Source organism: Klebsiella sp. BIGb0407, assembly GCF_024807845.1.
Lineage (GTDB): Bacteria > Pseudomonadota > Gammaproteobacteria > Enterobacterales > Enterobacteriaceae > JGM124.
In genome coordinates, this window is sequence record NZ_JANUEQ010000005.1 from 86,571 (window position 1) to 106,510 (window position 19,940).

At 48.8% G+C, this 19,940-nt stretch carries 17 protein-coding genes; 7 read left to right on the top strand and 10 right to left on the bottom strand.

Annotation, left to right across the window (positions count from 1 at the left end):
- The first annotated feature begins 32 nt into the window (after window positions 1-32).
- Both M2387_RS15685 and M2387_RS15690 read left to right on the top strand, forming a co-directional pair.
- A complete protein-coding gene (locus M2387_RS15685; RefSeq protein WP_259050756.1) occupies window positions 33-443 on the top strand; it encodes an NUDIX hydrolase in 411 nt (136 codons plus the stop codon).
- A gap of 136 nt (window positions 444-579) precedes the next feature.
- A complete protein-coding gene (locus tag M2387_RS15690) occupies window positions 580-1,290 on the top strand; it encodes a DUF3053 domain-containing protein (RefSeq protein ID WP_259050758.1) in 711 nt (236 codons plus the stop codon).
- 62 nt (window positions 1,291-1,352) lie between these two features.
- Here the strand turns inward: M2387_RS15690 and ghrB are convergent, their stop codons facing one another.
- From ghrB to eptB, 10 genes are all read right to left on the bottom strand, one after another.
- The gene (gene ghrB, locus M2387_RS15695; RefSeq protein ID WP_259050760.1) at window positions 1,353-2,327 is read right to left on the bottom strand and encodes a glyoxylate/hydroxypyruvate reductase GhrB; all 975 of its coding nucleotides are present in this window, start codon (window positions 2,325-2,327) and stop codon (window positions 1,353-1,355) included.
- Between the two features lie 205 nt (window positions 2,328-2,532).
- Window positions 2,533-3,552 carry a LacI family DNA-binding transcriptional regulator gene (locus M2387_RS15700; protein WP_259050767.1) on the bottom strand — a complete coding sequence of 340 codons (1,020 nt, stop codon included), beginning with the start codon at window positions 3,550-3,552 and terminating at the stop codon, window positions 2,533-2,535.
- Between the two features lie 220 nt (window positions 3,553-3,772).
- Entirely contained in the window at window positions 3,773-4,666 is an 894-nt protein-coding gene (locus tag M2387_RS15705) for a LysR family transcriptional regulator (protein ID WP_259050768.1), read from the bottom strand.
- 24 nt (window positions 4,667-4,690) lie between these two features.
- Complete coding sequence (locus M2387_RS15710) at window positions 4,691-5,878, bottom strand: MFS transporter (RefSeq protein ID WP_310572786.1); 1,188 nt, start codon at window positions 5,876-5,878, stop codon at window positions 4,691-4,693.
- A gap of 181 nt (window positions 5,879-6,059) precedes the next feature.
- Window positions 6,060-7,067, bottom strand: coding sequence for a dipeptide ABC transporter ATP-binding subunit DppF (dppF, locus tag M2387_RS15715; RefSeq protein ID WP_259050771.1), 1,008 nt, complete (start codon window positions 7,065-7,067; stop codon window positions 6,060-6,062).
- The gene (gene dppD, locus M2387_RS15720; protein WP_259050774.1) at window positions 7,064-8,047 is read right to left on the bottom strand and encodes a dipeptide ABC transporter ATP-binding protein; all 984 of its coding nucleotides are present in this window, start codon (window positions 8,045-8,047) and stop codon (window positions 7,064-7,066) included. The genes dppF and dppD overlap by 4 nt, the downstream gene beginning before the upstream one ends.
- 11 nt (window positions 8,048-8,058) lie before the next feature.
- The gene (dppC, locus tag M2387_RS15725; RefSeq protein ID WP_259050775.1) at window positions 8,059-8,961 is read right to left on the bottom strand and encodes a dipeptide ABC transporter permease DppC; all 903 of its coding nucleotides are present in this window, start codon (window positions 8,959-8,961) and stop codon (window positions 8,059-8,061) included.
- An 8-nt stretch (window positions 8,962-8,969) separates the two neighbouring features.
- Window positions 8,970-9,989: a dipeptide ABC transporter permease DppB gene (gene dppB / locus M2387_RS15730; protein ID WP_259050777.1), complete on the bottom strand. Its 1,020-nt coding sequence runs from the start codon at window positions 9,987-9,989 to the stop codon at window positions 8,970-8,972.
- Window positions 9,990-10,097: 108 nt separating this feature from the next.
- The gene (gene dppA, locus M2387_RS15735; protein ID WP_259050779.1) at window positions 10,098-11,708 is read right to left on the bottom strand and encodes a dipeptide ABC transporter periplasmic-binding protein DppA; all 1,611 of its coding nucleotides are present in this window, start codon (window positions 11,706-11,708) and stop codon (window positions 10,098-10,100) included.
- Between the two features lie 624 nt (window positions 11,709-12,332).
- Complete coding sequence (eptB, locus tag M2387_RS15740) at window positions 12,333-14,012, bottom strand: kdo(2)-lipid A phosphoethanolamine 7''-transferase (protein ID WP_259050781.1); 1,680 nt, start codon at window positions 14,010-14,012, stop codon at window positions 12,333-12,335.
- A gap of 237 nt (window positions 14,013-14,249) precedes the next feature.
- Here eptB and M2387_RS15745 point away from each other — a divergent pair, with 237 nt between their 5' ends.
- The 5 genes from M2387_RS15745 to M2387_RS15765 all read left to right on the top strand — a co-directional run bounded on the left by M2387_RS15745 (window position 14,250) and on the right by M2387_RS15765 (window position 19,895).
- Window positions 14,250-14,813: a DNA-3-methyladenine glycosylase I gene (locus M2387_RS15745; protein ID WP_259050783.1), complete on the top strand. Its 564-nt coding sequence runs from the start codon at window positions 14,250-14,252 to the stop codon at window positions 14,811-14,813.
- Window positions 14,810-15,247 (top strand): N-acetyltransferase, encoded by a 438-nt coding sequence (locus M2387_RS15750; RefSeq protein WP_259050785.1) that lies wholly within the window; start codon window positions 14,810-14,812, stop codon window positions 15,245-15,247. Before M2387_RS15745 ends, M2387_RS15750 begins: the two co-directional genes overlap by 4 nt.
- Window positions 15,248-15,362: 115 nt before the next feature.
- The gene (locus tag M2387_RS15755; protein WP_259050786.1) at window positions 15,363-16,025 is read left to right on the top strand and encodes an OmpA family lipoprotein; all 663 of its coding nucleotides are present in this window, start codon (window positions 15,363-15,365) and stop codon (window positions 16,023-16,025) included.
- 238 nt (window positions 16,026-16,263) lie between these two features.
- Complete coding sequence (locus tag M2387_RS15760; RefSeq protein ID WP_259050788.1) at window positions 16,264-18,207, top strand: EAL domain-containing protein; 1,944 nt, start codon at window positions 16,264-16,266, stop codon at window positions 18,205-18,207.
- 224 nt (window positions 18,208-18,431) lie between these two features.
- Window positions 18,432-19,895 (top strand): M16 family metallopeptidase, encoded by a 1,464-nt coding sequence (locus M2387_RS15765; protein WP_259050789.1) that lies wholly within the window; start codon window positions 18,432-18,434, stop codon window positions 19,893-19,895.
- The last annotated feature ends 45 nt before the right edge of the window (window positions 19,896-19,940 follow it).

A 19,940-nucleotide genomic window follows, 5' to 3' on the forward strand; every position in this document is an offset into this window, starting at 1 on the left:
GTAGAAAGCGAAGGATCTTATTGGAGCTAATTGTGTCTGCAAATCAACAAATCCATGTATCCGCGGCAGTTATCACCGACTCTGAAGGTCGAATATTATTAGTGAGAAAACGTAATACATCCTTTTTTATGCAGCCGGGTGGTAAGCCTGATGCGGGTGAAACAGCTGAACAGGCTCTTATTCGGGAACTTAATGAAGAGTTACAGCTAGAAATTACGCCGGAACAGCTACATCCCTTAGGGCAGTTCACTGATATTGCCGCGAATGAAGCTAACCATACTGTGATTGCTGACATGTTCAGAATAGACACTATTAAAGGTGATATTGTGCCTGCCGCTGAAATTGAAGAAATTCTATGGCTTTCCCCGGCAGATAGCGCTACTCACGAACTTGCACCCTTGACGCTTAACAAAGTTATTCCACTACTTAGTCGCATCGGTTGAACAGCGCCCTAATCCCACCTAAGTGAAGAGATTCACGCTAAAGGGTATCTTGCAAGCTGCGGTTGGACTATCCTTAGCACATGATTTGGTGGTTGATTAATACAGTTGTCTGAAATTTGTTAAAGGGGTAGATAAGATGGCGACAGGTAAGTCCTGGTCTCGCTGGTTTGCGCCGCTGGCGGCGTTGCTAATGGTGGTAAGTCTGAGTGGTTGCTTTGATAAAGAAGGTGACCAGCGTAAGGCATTTATCGATTTTCTCGAAAATACCGCAATGCGTAGTGGCGATCGTCTGCCTACGCTGACTTCTGATCAGAAGAAACAGTTTGGACCTCTGGTCTCTGACTATGCCATTCTCTATGGCTTCTCACAGCAGATGAGTCAGGCAATGGATCAGGGGATTAAGCCGGTACTGGACACCGTCAATGGTATTCGGGTTCCACAGGACTATCTGACCCAGCGTAATACGCTACGGCAGGAAAACGGCGCGCTCAATGTTTTAGGCCAGCAGATACAAAACGCCAAAATGCAGGCTGATAGCGCTCTTTCTACGCTCAAGCAACCTGAAGAGCTGAAAGTCGTTTACGATAAAGTCTTTGATAAAGTCGTCACTAACCCGGCGAATACCATTGTGCCACTGATTCCGGCAGCGCAGAATCTTACCCAGCAACTGGTGCAAGTTGGTGATTATATCGCTGAGCAAGAAGGTCAGGTGAGCTTTAATGCCAGTGGCATTCAGTTCCCGACTTCGCGTCAGGCTAGCCAGTATAATACGCTGATTGCTCCGCTTTCTGGTCAGCATCAGGCATTTATGCAGGCATATACTGCAACTCAGAACGCCGTACAGTAATCTGATTTTTATAAGTAAAAAAGGCTATCCGGTGCGGATAGCCTTTTTTATCTTCCAGCCTGTTACTTTAAAATCTCAGGATTGACGCAGTTAACCTCTACTTTGCCCGTGAGGGCAGCAATCAGGTTATCAACGGCACATTCGTCCATTCCAGAACGTGTTTCATGTGTGGCTGAACCCACATGCGGCAGTGCAACCACGTTTGACATCTTAAGCAGCGGCGAGTCTACAGACAGTGGCTCCTGCTCGAAAACATCCAGCCCGGCTGCGTGAATTTTACCTTCTTGCAATGCTTTGATCAGCGCCTGCTCATCCACTACCGGGCCACGACCGACATTAATGAACACTGCTGAAGGCTTCATTTTTGAGAGTTGTTCTGCGCCAATAAGGTGATGTGTTTCTGCGCTCATGGGCAGCAGAATACAGACAAAATCAGCCGTCGCCAGCAAGGTATCGAGGTCGCAATACTGGGCGTCAAAACGTTCCTCTGCTTCTTTATGATGACGACGCGCGTTATAGATAATCGGCATGCTAAAGCCAAAGTGAGCACGTTGCGCCAGCGCCAGCCCGATACGCCCCATACCGATAATACCGAGCGTCTTATGATGCACATCGATACCGTACCAGTCAGCCTTAACACTGCTTTGCCACTCGCCCGCTTTAACGCGTTCAGCCAGTTCCACCACTCGACGAGCACTGGAAAGAATCAACGCCATTGCCGTATCGGCCACGGTTTCGGTTAGCACTGTTGGGGTGTGCATAAGCACCACATTACGGGCATTCAGGGCATCGACATTATAATTATCATAGCCAACAGAAATGGTTGAGGCGGCACGCAGTTTTGGCGTACTTGCCAGGAAAGTCTCATCAACTTTACCGCCAGAGCCCAGCAGACCTTCGGCACTGGCAAAAATTTGTGGGTTAGCCGCGATAGTTTCAGGGCTGATATCATCAAGCTGATTGACGACGAAGTGACTTTCAAGACGTTTGACGAGGTTATCAGGTAATTTTTTGTAGAGGATAATCGACGGCTTCATTAGGGTCTCCGTGCATCATTGTTGTAAATCGGCCGCAGGCTGACCGATACGCGTTCAGATAACAAGCATACATCATAGTATTAATCTCAGGCTAAATGGAACCGGTTCCAAAAGAAAGTCATCGTAATGTGAAGGAACAGGCTGGGTAGGCTTTTTTGCAGGAGGAAGAACGATTTTGACGAGAGGAAGGGGATAAAGGGGGGCCTTAATAGCAACTTGAAGCCCGAATAATCAGTTCTCCGGAATAAATCTGCTCGCAGGTTTCCTGAACCGGATTTTCAATACGGGAAATAACCTGTTCCAGAGCGGCATAGCCAATTTGGCGGGTGGGCTGTTTTAAGGTGGTAATACCGACACCCGCCAGTTCTGCCCATTCCAGTTCATCAAAACCCAGCAAACCAACATCCTGACCCCAGACCAGGCCAGTGCGGCGTAGTGAGCGGGCAATCTGTAATGTCAGCACACCATTAGCCGAGATAACAGCTGTCTTAACACTCTGGTACTGTTGCTGAAACTGTCTGATGCAATTATCTAATGCTGCGCTGTCATCGGCGGAAATTTCAGTATTTTCCGCGATTACCCCTGGGGACTGTGCCACGACGGCGAGAAAACTTTGCAGTCGTTCGTGGCGGGTGTTCACGACGCCCATCGGCTCACTGATAAATAACAGGGCCTTAAACCCTTGTTCAATCAGATGTTCCGTTGCGATAGCGGCGGCCTGGGTATTATTAAGCCCCACCAGATCACAGGTAAAACCGGCAATCTTACGGTCAATAAGTACCATCGGTAAGCGGGATTGCTGCAGGCGATGCAGGCTGTTGTCCCCCATGCCAACCGCATTCACGATGATTCCTTCAACCTGATAGCTATAGAGCAAATCAAGATAGTGCTGTTCTTGTTCAAGTTGATTATTGGTATTACAGACTAAGGGGGTGAAGCCCTTTTCACGGCAGGCGGCTTCGATGCCACTGAGGATATCAACAGAATAAGGGTTAGTAATATCGGCAATAATCAGCCCGATAAGACGGGTGCGTCCTCGCTTTAAGCCGCGAGCCATCTGATTAGGATGATAATTGAGCGTATTGATAGCCTGTTCGATTCGCGCGCGTAGCCCGACAGAAAGCAAATGTTGTTCCCCGTTAAGATAACGAGAAATACTGGTTTTACCGGTTGCTGCCGCTTTAGCGACATCACTGATAGTGGGTCGCGTCGTTTTCAGGCTCATGGTTATCTCCGGTAGCGGCAGTGTTGCGGAGATTAACATATACCCGTCATACTTCAAGTTACCTGGGTGTTGCCTGTGTTCAACCCGCCGAATCACATAGTTTATCTATGCTCATCGACGGGCTGAACTTGGCGCCTACAGGTAACTCGAATTATTTAGGATATTACCCGTCATACTCCAAGTTACCTGGGTGTTGCAGACAATCGACCGCGTCCAGGTATCAAACAAAATATTCCATGGCCCAATCAATAAATACCCGTAGTTTAGCGGTTAAGTGATGGCTGGAAGGATAAACGATAAAAAGTTGTTCTGTCGGGGGCTGCCAGGCGTCGAGGACACTGACCAGTTGCCCGCTATCCAGGTAGGACTGTACCGGTAAGCGAGGGGTCTGGATCATGGCGATTCCGGTGAGCGCGGCGGCGATATAGGCATTACTTTCGTTAACGCTGAGCTGATAGCTATGCTGGATCTCATGCACCTGGTCATTTTCCAAAAAGCGGAAGGGAAAAATTCTGTCATTACGGGCATGGCGCGCATAAGCCAGGGGGAATCCTTGTTCGAGCGCAGCGGGCGACTGGGGTATACCATAGCGAGCAAGGTAGTCAGGCGTGGCGCAAGTCACCCAGTCGAGATTAAGCAGGCGGCGGGCTATCAGGGTCGAGTCGGTGAGCGGGCCACGACGAATAACACAATCGGCGCTGTCATTAATCAGGCTTATCTCTCGATCGCTGACCCCTAAATCAATTGAAATGCCAGGGAAGCGTGCCAGGAAATCAGGCAGAGCCGGGATCAGTAATTCTCTGGTTACGGCGCTACCGGCATCGATACGCAATATGCCCTGCGGCGTACTGTGAGACTCAGTCATACTGCCTTCCATCTGCTCGAGGTCAGCCAGCCATTTCACAGTACGGTGATAATAGCACTCGCCTTCTTTAGTCACGGAAACACTGCGTGTGGTGCGCTGAAATAATTTCGTCTGCAAATGACTTTCAAGATTTTGAATCAGTTTCGTGACGGTGGCTTTCGGCATGCGCAGGGAATCCGCGGCCCGGGTAAATCCCCCGGTTTCCACAACACGATTAAATACCCGAATAGCCAATAAATGATGATCCATAATCCACTCAGTCAGTATAAATCGTCAGGGGCATGACCTGGCGCTAACGGCCCGAATTTTGAAAGACAGACCAAATACCACAGCGGCACCCAGAGTTAACACGCCACCAACTGATATTGCACTCGTCACCCCTTTCCAGTCCACTATTTCCCCGCCCAACCAGGCCCCGCTGGCCAGCGCTATCTGAACCACACAAACGAGTAAAGCTTGTCCTGCCTCCGGGGCATCAGGTACTGCGGCAAACATCCAGTGTGTGGCAGAGATAGGAACAGCACCAAAAGCCAGGCCCCATACCAGAACCATAAAGGTCGCTCCTGTCAGGCCACTGAGGCTGGGGGCCAGGGTCAGAATACTGGCCAGCATCAGAGCCACCAGCATACAGGTAGCACGCAGGTTACGTTGTGCCAGACGTCCGGCGGCAAATGTGCCCAGTAAGCCTATCGCACCATAAACCAAGAGCTGGAAAGAGATAACCGAAGGACTTAAGGCAAAGACTTGCTGGAGCAGTGGGCGCAGGTAGGTATAGGCGGCGAAGTGACCCATAAAGAGTAATACGATAGCAATCAGGCCGATTCTTGCCAGGGGGAGACGAAACGGTGAAAGTAAATCTTGAACGGTAATCGCGTGGCTGGCAGGTACCGGCTTCAGAAGACGTAGCTGAGCAAGAAAGATTATCGCAGTCAGGGCGGTGCTAATGAAAAAGGCGGAACGCCAGCCAAATAAGTCGCCCAGCAGCGCACCCGCAGGCACACCACAAATAACCCCGACCGAGACACCGCTGATAATTATCGCCAGGGCTTTCCCCTGACTTTGCTCAGGCACCAGGAGACGGCCGTAGTGGGTAGAAAAAGACCAGTAACCTCCCACGCAGATACCCAGTAATAACCGGCTTGCGAGCATCATCGGATAGTTGACCGCCAGAGCAGAAATGAGATTAGAGATCACCAGCAGCGCCGATAAACTGAGCATTAATAAACGACGATCGAGTTTGCCAGAGATTAGGCCCAGTACAGGTGCGGCGATAGCGGCAACCACACCCGGCAGGCTCACCATTAACCCACCGCTACCGGTAGAAACACCCAATGAAGAGGTAATACCGGTGAGTAAGCCTATCGGCAGGAGCTCAGTGGTGACCATGATAAAGCTGGTTATCGAGAGTGATAACACGGCAAGCCAGGTCGATGAGGTGGGCTTATTTCCTGTAGTCATAATTGTACTCGTCATTATCGTCAGTTGTTATAAGTGATGATGATGACAATTTACGGTGTATGAGACCTCGGATAAATGTACTGCGGGTGTTTTCACTGTTTCTGAGGGTGAACAATCAGATGCCGGCAGGAGATATTGCGGGAAATTATCCTCTCCCCGTTTTAACAAGGAGAGGATAGAGCGACTAGCGAACTTCGCCGTTGATATCCTGGTCGACGGCAAAACAGGCGACCAGCTGACCATTACCGTAATCTTTAAGTTTTGGCTGTAACTGAGTACAGGTGCCAAAACGACGACGGCAACGAGCATTGAAAGCACAGCCTGGCGGTGGATTCAGCGGGCTAGGTAACTCACCGGTCAGCTTGATACGTTCTCTGCGGTCATCCGGGTTCAGGCGCGGTGTGGCTGAGAGCAGGGCCTGAGTATAAGGATGCTGAGGATTAGAGAAAATCTGCTCTTTAGTACCTTTTTCCACACAGCGGCCGAGATACATCACCATCACTTCATCGGCAATATGCTCTACCACCGACAGGTCGTGGGAGATAAAGACGTAAGAGAGACCTAACTCCTGCTGTAAATCCATCATCAGGTTCAGAACCTGAGCACGTACAGAAACGTCGAGAGCCGAGACGGGTTCATCGGCAATCACCACGTCAGGGTCGAGCATCAGGCCACGAGCAATAGCAATACGCTGACGCTGGCCGCCAGAGAACATATGCGGATAACGGTCGTAATGCTCGGTTTTCAGGCCCACTTTTGCCATCATCTCCAGCGCTTTTTCACGGCGCTCTGATTTGCTCAGCGAGGTATTAATCGCTAAGGGCTCTTCAAGAATTTGTCCGACTTTCTTGCGTGGGTTCAAAGAACCGTATGGGTTCTGGAACACAATTTGAATTTTCTGACGACGCAGTTTCTGGGCGGAAGCATCGTGCTTCAGCAGATCCTGGCCCTGGTAATAGAGCTCACCGCCGGTAGGCACTTCAATCATTGTTAGCAGGCGACCTAGTGTGGATTTACCACAGCCAGACTCACCCACCACCGCCAGAGTTTTACCGCGCTCAAGGGTAAAGGTGACGCCATCAAGCGCTTTCACCAGTCGCTCAGGGGCGAACATCCCCTTTTTCACGGCATAGTGTTTTTTCAGATCGATAGCCTGCAACAAGGGTTGCGCGGCGGCCTGTGGGGTACTCATAGCGTTGGCCTCCCGGCATCATCGAGGGGATAGTGACATTTAGACTGGCGACCGTTATCAACCAGCGTGAGTTCGGGCTCTTCGCTACGGCATTTGTTGGTGGCATAGGGGCAGCGTGGGTTGAGCAGGCAGCCGTCAGGGCGGTCATATTTACCCGGAACCACACCTGGCAGTGAAGCCAGGCGCGCTTTATCCTGAGCGAACTCAGGCAAGGCCCGTAACAGTGCCTGGGTATAAGGATGGCGCGGTGAACGGAAAATATCCTTAGAGGAGCCCGCCTCTACCACTTGTCCGGCATACATCACGATAATTTTATGGGCCGCTTCCGCCACCAGCGCTAGATCGTGAGTGATCAGGATCAGCGCCATATTGTCTTTTTGTTGCAGCTCGATCAGTAGTTCGATGATCTGCGCCTGAATAGTAACGTCCAGTGCCGTTGTTGGTTCATCTGCTATCAGCAATTTGGGACGACAGGCAATGGCCATCGCTATCATGACGCGCTGACTCATACCGCCAGACAGCTGGTGCGGATAAACATCCAGACGTGATGCCGGGTCAGGAATACCGACCTGGTTCAGAAGATCGATAGCACGCTGCAGACGCGTTTTTTTATTACCCCCCTGGTGTACTTTGATAGCTTCCATAATTTGGAAACCCACGGTATAGCAGGGGTTCAGGCTGGTCATCGGGTCCTGGAAGATCATTGCGACATCAGCGCCCACCAGATTACGGCGCTCTTTTTCCGAGATGCGCTGTAAATCCTGACCATTGAAATGCAAGTTTTCGGCACTGACTCGGCCTGGGAAATCGATCAGTCCCATAATCGCCAGTGAACTGACCGATTTACCGGAACCTGACTCACCGACAATCCCGACGACTTCTCCTTGTTCCACGCTGTAGCTCACACGATCTACGGCACGGAAGGGGGCATTTTTATCACCAAAATGCACCGATAATTTATCTATATTTAATAACGCCATCTCGTGCCTCTTTACTGCTTGAGTTTAGGATCGAGCGCGTCACGCAAGCCGTCACCCATCAGGTTAAATGCCAGCACCGTCAGCAAGATTGCCAGACCAGGGAAGGTCACAACCCACCAGGCGCTTTGCGCGAACTGCAACACATCGGCGAGCATCGTGCCCCATTCCGGTGTTGGTGGTTGCGCACCCATGCCAAGGAAGCCAAGAGCAGCCATATCGAGAATGGCGTTAGAAAAGCCCAGCGATGCCTGAACAATCAGCGGCGCCAGGGTATTAGGGAAAATATTGATAAACATCTGACGCAGAGGACCGGCACCCGCAACACGCGAAGCGGTCACGTAGTCGCGGTTCACTTCCACCAATACTGCTGCACGCGTCAGACGAACATAGTGGGGGAGTGCGACAAAGGTTAATGCCAGTGCGGCATTGGTAATTGAAGGCCCAAAGATAGCCACCAGTACCAGAGCCAGCAACAGGCTTGGCAGCGCCAGCATGATATCGACCACACGCATAATGAGGTTATCAACGATACCACCGAAGTAACCCGCCACCAGGCCCAGCACAATACCCATCGCCAGCGACAGTACTACCACCAGACAGCCGACCAGCAATGACAGGCGCGCACCGTACATCAGGCGCGAAAGAATATCGCGGCCAACATCATCGGTACCCAGAATAAACTCCCAGCTTCCGCCTTCCATCCAGACCGGCGGTCGCAATAGTGAATCACGGAACTGCTCTGCCGGGAGGTGTGGTGCCAGGAAGTTAGCGAAGACCGCAATAAAGACCATCAGGCTGATATACACCAGGCCGACGACAGCCCCTTTATTACGAGAAAAGTAGTGCCAGAATTCCTGCAAAGGTGTCATTGGCTTAGGTGCCACAAGAACCTTATTTTCAGTTGATTGTGTCATGATTACCCTTATTTCTTATGGCGTATACGCGGGTTCACCACGCCGTATAACAAATCAACCAGCAAGTTGACCAAGATAATCATGGTCGCTACCAGTAAGACTCCGCCCTGTACTACCGGATAATCACGGCGCTGTAGAGCTTCTATCAGCCAGCGTCCAAGACCCGGCCAGGAGAAGATAGTTTCCGTCAGAATCGCCCCGCCCAGCATGGTGCCGACTTGAAGGCCGATAACCGTGACCACAGGTAACATGGCATTACGCAAGGCATGAACCACAATCACCCGTATCCGGGTTAAGCCTTTAGCGCGTGCGGTACGAATGTAATCTTCACTCAGCACTTCAAGCATTGAGGAGCGCGTCATACGCACGATAACGGCCAGTGGGATAGTACCCAGTACAATGGCAGGTAAAATAATATGCTCAAGGGCATCGATAAAGTCGCCTGACTCACCCCAGATAGCGGTGTCCAGCAACATAAAGCCAGTCAGTGGATTAGAGTCATCAAGGAAAATGGTATCACTCACTCGGCCGGATACTGGCGTCAGATCCCACTGAACAGAAACCAGCATAATCAGCATCATACCCCACCAGAAGATAGGCATGGAGTAGCCAGTCAGCGCGATACTGACCGCAGTATGATCGAAGATAGAACCACGTTTAACCGCAGCCAGTACGCCCACTGGGACGCCAACTGAGACTGCAAATATCATGGCACAGACGCCGAGTTCCATCGTGGCCTGCAAGCGCGGCACAAACTCTTCCCAGACCGGGATGCGACTTTTTAACGAGATGCCTAAATCACCATGCATCACGCCCCAAATATAATGGAGGTATTGTTTCCACATGGGCTGATCGAGGCCAAGCTCCGCCAGTAACTGGGCGTGGCGCTCAGGAGAAAGACCGCGCTCTCCGGCCATAATCAGTACCGGATCGCCGGGTATCATATGGACAAAGGCGAAAGTCAGTAAGGTAATACCTATAAACGTGGGAATAACTAATCCCAGTCGTCGGAGGATGAATTGCAGCATATCCCGGATTCTCTTTAGCGACAGGCCATCATAAATATTGCCCGTCTGCATTGCTCAAAAATAGATTACCCTCTTCCCATAGGGAAGAGGGCATACAGCTGGTTGTTTTTATTTTGAAATCGAGACGTTATCGAAGTGGTGTTTGCCCAATGGGTCAACCACATAACCTTTAACTTCTTTGCGGACAGGCTCATAAACTGTGGAGTGAGCGATGATCAAGGCTGGTGCCTGTTCATTCATCACGACCTGAGCCTGTTTGTAGAGTTCAACACGTTTCTCGTGGTTATCAGTTGAACGTGCAGGCTGAATGATTTCTTCAAACGGCTGGTAGCACCAGCGAGAGTAGTTAGAGCCTTGTTTTGCAGCAGCACAGCTGAACAGAGTACCGAAGAAGTTATCCGGGTCCCCATTATCGCCGGTCCAGCCCATCATAACAGCCTCGTGCTCACCTGCTTTAGCACGTTTCAGGTACTCGCCCCACTCATAGGTGACGATATTGGCTTTAACGCCCACTTTCGCCCAGTCAGCCTGAATCATCTCAGCCATACGGCGGGCATTTGGGTTATACGGACGCTGAACAGGCATTGCCCACAGGTCAACGGTGAAGCCATCGGCAAGACCGGCTTCTTTCAGCAGCGCTTTCGCTTTTTCCGGATCGTAGGTGTAGTCTTTCACATCGTCGTTATAGCCCCACATGGTTGGTGGGATCAGGTTTTTAGCCGAAGTACCGGCGCCCTGATAAACGGCTTTGATGATGGCGTCTTTATTCACCGCGTATGACAGTGCCTGGCGTACTTTGACGTTATCAAACGGTTTTTTCTCGGTGTTGAAAGAGACATAACCGACGTTCAGGCCCGCCTGCTCTTTCAGATCGACATTCTTATCTTCTTTCAGACGTGCGATATCAGCCGGGTTCGGGTAAGGCATAACCTGACATTCATTTTTCTGTAGCTTGGCATAACGCACAGAGGCATCTGGAGTAATAGAGAATACCAGGCGGTCAATCTGTGGTTTGGTGCCCCAGTAGCCAGGGAATGCTTTATACAGAATACGGGAATCTTTCTGGTACTGCTGTAACTGGAATGGACCGGTACCGATTGGGTTCAGGTCAATCTTCTCAGGGGTTCCCGCTTTCATCATGTTGTCGGCATATTCTTTAGAAAGAATAGAGGCAAAGTCCATCGCGAGGTCAGCAAGGAAAGGGGCTTCCGGGCGGGCGAGAACGAATTGAACGGTATTATCGTCAACCTTTTTCACTTCGGTAATCAGGTCCGGTAAGTCCATACCGATGAAGTATTCGTAGCTGCCACCAGAAACTTTATGGTACGGGTTTTCCGGGTTTTTCTGGCGATCAAATGAGAACACGACATCGTCTGCGTTCATATCGCGAGTGGGTTTGAAATCTTTATTATCCTGCCATTTTACGCCCGGGCGCAGATGGAAAGTATAAGTCTTACCATCTTCACTAACTTCCCATTTCTCGGCGAGTCCGGGAACGATTTCAGTGGTGCCCGCTTTAAATTCTACCAGACGGTTATAAATAGGCACTGAACTGGCGTCATAGGTAGTACCAGAGGTAAAGAGCTGAGGGTTAAAGCCTTCAGGAGAACCTTCTGAACAGTAAACCAGAGTATTAGCTTGTACACTTGCTGCAACGGTCAGAGCAACAAGGCTCAGGCCAAATTTCAGCATCCCTGACTTCTTCAAGGAAATAGGCATTATTTTGCTCCAATTGTGTGTGGTGTTGTATTACTACTCACCGTTGACCTTTGTTATTTATTTGCGGTCGATACGGTATACCCGAAGGCGATAAAGAGGCAGCTGTTCCTTTTGCGTGAAATGACCGGAAGCAGCGCAGACAGTTCGTGTATGGCCTCTATTGCCCTACAATCTGTCAATAGATGATACAAACGTCAATACGGCTGGTGGGGATTTACTTTCCGGATGGGATTTTGCTGGCAAAGATTAAAAAAACTTTTCACTACAATTTACAGTGATGAACATTGTGCTATGTGTCATTGCTAGTTATTAGTTCCAATAATTTACAATATTGCAGTCATAATAACTGTTTTTGTTAGTGGTAAATTTTGTGTTAAATGACGAATTGTTGAACGATTAGATTTGTGATCTGCGTCGCTTCTAGCAATAAATGCTGTAGCGAGTGATATACAGCGAAGTAAACAACCAAATTTTATGATAACTAAATCCGATGATATATAGCATCTGTGGTGTGATAAACATGGTTAGTCATCATATTTCAGGTTACCAGAATGTTACGACGAGAGATTAGACGAACCACATCGCCAGGCTATGTGATTCGTCTATTTGAACAGTCTTCAGAGCTTACTGAGGAGTGCTGTTTTCAGGAATATGACACCAGTTATTGTTCTGATTAATTCCTCCATCAGGCGAGGTATAACCTAAACAACCGAGAATTGAGTCGTAAAGCTCAACATGACGGTGCGAGACTTGTTTACCAGCCTGTTCCTGCAAATGCTCAAAGGCGAGTTTATTTTTCGGGTTCTCAAGAAACTTGTCTGATGCCCAGACCAGAAGCGGGACACGGAACTGTTCTGGTGGCGCCATATGACGAGGAGTACCGTGCAGATGAGTAGACTCGCTGATTGACTCACCGTGGTCGGAAGCATAGAAGACTATCGCCCGCTTATTACGAAGTTCGTCAAGTACGCTACTTATCATCGTATCTGTGTAGAGCACAGAGTTGTCGAAGGCATTGATCAGCGACTCTTTTGAACAGCCGTTATCAATACTGACACATTCCGGGGTCCACTTTGCAAAGCTCCGTGGGTAGCGCTGAGCATAGGAGAAGTGCGAGCCTTTGGTATGCAAGATTATCAAATGTTTCCCTTTTGGATGCTGCTTCAGGGATTCACTGACTTCATCGATTAATATCATGTCATCGACTGTTTTGCCGCGATTGCGAGGATTAGCGGCAATCTCTTCGCGGAATGCAAAGCTATCCGGCATGGAGTTTTTGTAGAACCACACTTCGCTTTGCATAGCATAAATATTGGAGCTAAAGCCCAGCTGTTTCAGCACGGAAAAGACATTCTGTTCTTTCAGCGTACGCTGTGGATTATCTGACGCCCCACCTTCACGCACAAACATACAACGGAGTGACAGCTTAGTTGCGGTATCGCAAGACTCACCACGGAATGCGACCAGATTCTTTTCCTGAGACAGTTTAGGCGTGGTATCACGCTCGTAACCTAACATCCCCATATGATCCCAGCGCGTGGTCTCCCCAATAATAAAGACCACATAGGTGTCTTCAACATTTTCTGGGGCAACATAACTGAATTGTTTTGCCGGGTTTAACAGTGATTGGCTATCACCAGATTCATCGGCTTTGGCCCAGGCATAGAGCCCTAATGCTGATACCCAGTTTGAGGGGAGGTAGGAGTTAGCGACGACCCCGCCGTAGCTGGCAGTATCTGTGGTGGTACCACGTTCACTTTTGTCCTGTAACTCACCCAAAATACGTAAAGGGCCCCAGACCAGCAGAACGGTACATAAAATAATGACGATATTTTTGATGCGCTGACCGGGAGTGATTAGCTGTCTGATGAGCGTATCGTATGAGGTATTACGCCAAATCATATAAACCGGCAGAGCACTGACCAGCACAATCCAGAGTATGAACTTGTAACCAATAACTTCTTTAGACAGGTCGATATCGGTCGTCATCACTGAGACAACAATACCGTAACCAATAACCACATTCAGAAATGTCATGTAGTAGCTGGCGGCAACAGAGATAACGACGACGAGAGTCGCCAGAATACGCCAGACAGCACGTCCAAAAAGAGACAGGATACGGAGTAGAAAGAAGGTGACGAGAACACAAGCAACGACTTCTGCGATTGCTGATAACTCTTTCCAGACAATCAACGTGTCAGAGCTGAATCGTTGATAAAAAACCGTGATATTGAGGAGTAATCCAACATACAGGGCGAGGAGCAAGCATAACTTCTGATGACTGATTAATTTAATCTTATTCATTTAAGGCGTTTGCAGACCAGAACGGGACGTGTGGTTTCGACCATAGCGAATATATAAAGTTCTTACTAGTTCCAGTAAATGCTGATAATCCAGCAATATGCAAAAAAAAGCTGTCTTCATCTTAGTAAAAAGAGCCTGATATTCGATATCAGTTTATTATTTATACCTATTTATTCAATGACAGCGAACTTGTCCTCACTCTAGACCCTGCTTAACTTTATTGTAAGGAATTGAAAAATGGAGCGTTGTGGATGGGTTACCGCAGATCCCTTGTATCTTTCATATCATGATCTTGAATGGGGTGTGGCAACGCGTGACAGGCAAAGATTATTTGAAATGATCTGTCTCGAAGGGCAGCAAGCGGGTCTTTCCTGGATAACTATCCTTAAAAAACGTGAGAGCTATCGTCAGAGTTTCCACGATTTCTCCCCTGAAGCTGTCGCAAAAATGACGCTCAGTGATATCGATAATCTGATGCAGAACGCAGGCATTATTCGTCATCGTGGTAAAATCGAAGCCATCATTAATAATGCTAAGTCTTTACTGGCAATGGAGGAGAGCGGTGAAGACTTTCCGACATTTGTCTGGTCATTTGTGAATGGCTTGCCTGTGGTAACTCACCCCGCCTCTCTTTCAGAGATACCCGCGAAAACTGAAACATCTGAAGCCTTGTCTCGGGCATTAAAACGCAGAGGGTTTAAATTCGTGGGGGCTACCACCTGTTATGCTTTTATGCAGGCTTGTGGATTGGTTAACGATCATGTTGTTGGATGCTTTTGCCATCAGGATAAACCGCAATGATTCTTCCCTTTAAGCCTGAGCTGCTGGATACACTGATGAGTCTGTGGCTGGAGAGTACTACTAGTGGACATCCATTTATCGCCGAGAGTTACTGGCATGAAAGCCGGGCAGTGGTGCGGGATGTCTATATCCCTCATTCAGAAACCTGGGTCTATATGAAAGAAGAGGAGATGATTGGGTTTATCAGTATTATCGACAGGCAATTTATTGGTGCACTGTTTGTCGCTTCTTCTCACACAGGGAAGGGCGTCGGAGGCCAGCTACTGAAGCATGTTCAGTCCCGCTACTCTGGTTTAAGTCTTGAGGTTTATCAGAAAAATCAACGGGCAGTTCATTTCTATCACCATATGGGATTTCGTATCGAAGAGGCTGCCTGGCAGACTGAAACCCAGCATCCGACATGGATTATGAACTGGAAGAATCACGAAGAGTAAGCCGTTATCTTTTTTCTGGCAGCGTATTATCAGAATACTTCCCTCAATTATTTTTTCATTTTTTTTCATAATAAAACCCTGGTACAGTTCCAGCAGGATCAAAGGAAAAATAAAAATGAAAAAACGCGTTATAACCATTGCAGCCATTGTTTGTGCCACATTAGCGATTTCGGGTTGTACTACCAATCCTTATAGTGGTGAAAAAGAAGTGGGTAATTCTGCCATTGGAGCGGGAATCGGATCCCTGGTGGGCGCGGGTGTCGGTGTTCTTTCTTCATCGAAAAAAGACCGGGGTAAAGGCGCTCTGATTGGTGCTGCGAGTGGTGCTGCACTGGGGGGCGGTATCGGCTATTACATGGATGTGCAGGAAGCTAAATTACGTGAAAAAATGCGTGGTACAGGGGTCAGTGTGACTCGTAATGGTGACAACATTGTCCTTAATATGCCGAATAACGTGACCTTTGACAGCAGCAGCGCCACGCTGAAACCTGCTGGTGCTAACACTTTGACCGGTGTAGCGATGGTTCTGAAAGAGTATCCAAAAACGGCGGTCAATGTCGCTGGTTATACTGACAGTACGGGTGGTTCTGAGCTGAATCAGAAATTATCACAACAGCGTGCTGACAGCGTAGCAAGCTCACTGATTACCCAGGGAGTGGAGGCTAACCGCCTTCGCACTATTGGTATGGGACCGGCCAATCCTATCGCGAGCAATAGTACGACAGAAGGAAAGGCGCAAAATCGCCGGGTAGAGATTACCTTAAGCCCGCTTAGCTAAGAGTATTACCTGCCTCGGTTGCGTGCCGGGGCAATAACTCTCTTTATTTATCAATTTTTTAAATGAAATAACCACCTGTTTTATTTGCCGGGAGCTCTCCTGGCAGAGGATACACATCGAAACAATATCTCCTTACAGTCAGCCAGGGATAAAATGTTAACGCATTCCTGTATACTCCAGTGAGATAAGATGGTCCGGCGTCAGAATCATTACTGAAGGCGTCATTGGGAGAGTTAGTTTGCGTGTTCGTCGTTCTCTTACGATAAAACAAATGGCGATGGTTTCTACCGTTGCGGTGGTGTTTATCTTTGTTTTTATCGTGATTCAGCTCTTTTATTTCGTTCAACAGAACCGTAATGACACCGTTGCCCGCATGGAAAACATGGCGGATTCGGTACGAATTCCGCTCGCCCAGGCGGTACTGAAAGCAGATATTCCACAGGCAGAAGAAGTACTTGGTACGCTCAAACCTGCCGGGATCCTTAGCCGGATTGACGTGGTTCTTCCTGACCAGTTTCAGGCCTTAGGGGTCAGTTTTGCTCCGGAAGTAAAAATTCCGCGACTGGTTAGCCGTTTGTTCGCGCTCCCGGTGCAAGTCTCTAAGCCGCTTTATGCTCTTGGTCAGCCGGGAAACTCGCAGCCCTTAGCATATCTGGTATTACAGGCTGATTCGCGACATCTCTATCGCTTTATTCTCTCTACTTTATCGATACTTTTGACTACCTATCTATTGCTCGCCTTAATTCTGACCGTGAGTATTAGCTGGTTTATTAATCGATTGGTTATCCACCCTATTCGTAAAATTGCTCACGAACTGGATAACCTTAGTGCACAAGGCATCGGTTCACGCCAGTTACAGATACCTGAATCCCATCAGGATGATGAAATAGGTATGCTGGTACGCAGTTACAATCGTAATCAGCAGGCAGGTGGTTCGGTACAGGCGAACGATACTGAACTCCCCGATGAAGCCGCATTTCTGACGTTACTGGGCCGCTACCAGCAGGGTGCGTTGCTGATTATGACTAGCGCACAGCAAGGTATAACCTGCCAGGCATTGAATACCACTCAGAGCCGCCTGCAGCGTCTGATATGGCTGGAAAAGGTTCATCGGCTACTACCCAGCTCGGTTGCCCTGGCGCAGTTAAATAATGACGCTTTAGGGATATTTATCGGTGAGGTGAAAGATCCCTGGATCGCGATGAAATATGCTCAGCAACTGGTGAGCCGGTTCAGTGAATCTTCAGCTATTCAACCCACTGATTATCGAGCGGTGACCAGCATCGGTGTTGCGATGTTGAGTCCGGCGTTGAGCGCTAAAGATGTTTGTCATCGGGCGAGCTCTGCGGCACTGATTGCCAGCTATCGTGGCGGCGATCAAATACAATTTTTTGAGCCGCTTGATGATGATTCAACCGACCTTTTACTGGTGACAAAAAATAATCGTTTAGCCGCGCTCAGTGATAGTGAGTTTGCTATCTGGCTACAACCCCAGCTTAATATGCTGTCTGGTCAGCTTATAGGCGCGGAAGTTTTGCTACGCCAGCAACAGTCTGATGAAGTCTGGTCTTTGCCCGAGGGGCTTATTGAGCGTATTGAAGATTGTGGTCTGATGGTGACTGTAGGAAGCTGGGTTCTGGAAGAGTCATGCCGGGTACTGTCAGCCTGGCAGAAACGCGGCATTATGATACCTTTGTCGGTCAATCTTTCGGTTCTGCAGTTAATGCACAAAGATATGGTGCCTGCATTACTTAACTTGCTGGAGCGATATCAGGTTGACCCGGAAACACTGACGATTGAGATAACCGAAAGCCGCCGCATCGATGATCCTCAGGCAGCAGCGAATATCTTACGGCCATTACACGAAGCCGGGGTGCGTATTGCGCTGGACGATTTTGGCATGGGATATGCCTGTTTACGTGATTTGCACCATATGAAATCAGTTCCGGTCGATTTTTTAAAAATTGATAAGAGCTTTGTTCAAGGACTTCCGGAAGATGGTGCGATGGTCGAGGTTATCATCACGATGGCCAGTACCCTGGACTTGCAGATTGTTGCTGAAGGCGTTGAGACTGAGCAGCAGAGAGACTGGCTAGTCGCTCATGGTGTCAGTCATGCTCAGGGATACTTATTTAGTCAGGCTCAGCCTGTGGCGCAGTTTGAGTCTCGCTACCTGGATTAACAATAGAGATCCTAAATAATTCAAGTTGTTTGTAGCATTGCCGAAGAAACTGATAAGCACAGGCAAGCGATATTCTTCAGCAATTTGACCCATATGTTTATTTTTCATTTTCCTGGGTGACGTTTTCGTAAAAATGTGGTCGAACAAGTTGGTTCATGACGACAGAGCAAGTAAACAAGCTCACGGCATCTATTTTTTAACCCGGATTGTTTTTAGGGGTTCATATGCAGAACACCAAAATTAGACTTTTAGCCAGTGGGTTACTGCTACTCATCACCGGCAGTTACGCGCAGGCAGAAACATTACAGCCTGACCAGGCCTGGCAGCAAGGGAAGCTGGCAAATGGTTTTCAGTGGCACATTTTAGCCACACCTCAGCGTCCCAGCGACCGTGTAGAAATGCGCTTACTTATTAATACCGGGTCACTGGTAGAAAGCGCACAGCAGAGTGGTTTTAGTCATTTTCTGTCACGTCTGATGCTTAATCAGGCGGGCCAGCAGTCGGGTTTATTATGGCAGCAAAGCGTTGATCCGCAGCGTCCTGCTCCCCCGGCAATCGTTTCTTATGACAACACATTATTTAGTTTAAGTTTGCCCAATAACCGCAGTGACTTGCTAAAAACGGCGTTACATTCGCTGGCAAAAAGCACCGGTGACTTACAGGTAACTTCAGAAGCCGTTAATGCCACTTTAGGCATGGATAACCCCGTAAAGACCTGGCCTGATACCCAGGATAACTGGTGGCGCTATCGTTTGAAGGGCTCGACTTTGCTGGGACACGATCCCGCGAGCAATATGATTCATCCGATTGATGCCGAAAAGCTAAAAGGCTTTTATGAGAAATGGTATACGCCGGATGCGATGACCCTAGTCGTTGTTGGCAATGTCGATAGCCGCAGTCTTGTTGAGCAGCTGAATAAAACCTTTGGTGAGCTGAAAGGAAAACGTGAGGCACCCGCTCCAGTACCTACCCTGTCGGCACTCAATCCTGCTCCGGTTAGCCTGATGAGCAATCATGTTCGTCAGAATAAGTTATCACTGACCTGGGATACTCCCTGGCAGCCTATCCGTGAGTCTGGCGCATTGCTGAACTATTGGCGTGCAGATTTAGCCCGGGAAGCGCTGTTCTGGAATGTTCGTCAGCATCTGGAAAAAAAGAACATCAAGGACGCCAACTTGAGCTTTGATTGTCGTGTGCTTTATCAGCTTGCTCAATGCGCCATCAATATTGAATCACCCACTGATAAGTTAACCACTAATCTGGAGCAGGTAGGGCGAGAATTACTGGCAGTTAAAAATAATGGCCTGTCACAGGATGAGTTTAATACTCTGATAGCGCAGAAGAAAAATGAGTTAAGCCAATTATTTACCACTTATGCCCGGATGGATACTGACATGCTAATGGGCCAGCGTATGCGCTCTCAGCAAAATCAGGTGGTTGATATTGCACCAGAGAACTATCAGAGGCTGCGTCAGGACTTCCTTGATAATCTGACGGTCGCTGTCTTAAATCAGGATCTGCGTCAGCAGCTGTCCCATGATATGTCACTGATACTTCTGCAACCTCAGGGTGAGCCAGAATATAATATGAAAGAGCTTCAGGCTGTCTGGGATAAAGTCATGATGCCGAAGGCGACGCCGCCTGCAACGGATGATCCTAAGCAGGAAGTGGAAGCCGTATCGCCTTAGTGTACAGGGTGTGCCAGCTCAGGTGAAAGGGAGCCAGTATTCTGG

Coding starts and splice junctions, on each gene's coding strand:
- M2387_RS15690 (WP_259050758.1), top strand. CDS start 580: ATGGCGACAGGTAAGTCCTGGTCTCGCTGGTTTGCGCCGCTGGCGGCG.
- ghrB (WP_259050760.1), bottom strand. CDS start 2,327: ATGAAGCCGTCGATTATCCTCTACAAAAAATTACCTGATAACCTCGTC.
- M2387_RS15700 (WP_259050767.1), bottom strand. CDS start 3,552: ATGAGCCTGAAAACGACGCGACCCACTATCAGTGATGTCGCTAAAGCG.
- M2387_RS15705 (WP_259050768.1), bottom strand. CDS start 4,666: ATGGATCATCATTTATTGGCTATTCGGGTATTTAATCGTGTTGTGGAA.
- dppF (WP_259050771.1), bottom strand. CDS start 7,067: ATGAGTACCCCACAGGCCGCCGCGCAACCCTTGTTGCAGGCTATCGAT.
- dppD (WP_259050774.1), bottom strand. CDS start 8,047: ATGGCGTTATTAAATATAGATAAATTATCGGTGCATTTTGGTGATAAA.
- dppC (WP_259050775.1), bottom strand. CDS start 8,961: ATGACACAATCAACTGAAAATAAGGTTCTTGTGGCACCTAAGCCAATG.
- dppB (WP_259050777.1), bottom strand. CDS start 9,989: ATGCTGCAATTCATCCTCCGACGACTGGGATTAGTTATTCCCACGTTT.
- dppA (WP_259050779.1), bottom strand. CDS start 11,708: ATGCCTATTTCCTTGAAGAAGTCAGGGATGCTGAAATTTGGCCTGAGC.
- eptB (WP_259050781.1), bottom strand. CDS start 14,012: ATGAATAAGATTAAATTAATCAGTCATCAGAAGTTATGCTTGCTCCTC.
- M2387_RS15745 (WP_259050783.1), top strand. CDS start 14,250: ATGGAGCGTTGTGGATGGGTTACCGCAGATCCCTTGTATCTTTCATAT.
- M2387_RS15750 (WP_259050785.1), top strand. CDS start 14,810: ATGATTCTTCCCTTTAAGCCTGAGCTGCTGGATACACTGATGAGTCTG.
- M2387_RS15755 (WP_259050786.1), top strand. CDS start 15,363: ATGAAAAAACGCGTTATAACCATTGCAGCCATTGTTTGTGCCACATTA.
- M2387_RS15765 (WP_259050789.1), top strand. CDS start 18,432: ATGCAGAACACCAAAATTAGACTTTTAGCCAGTGGGTTACTGCTACTC.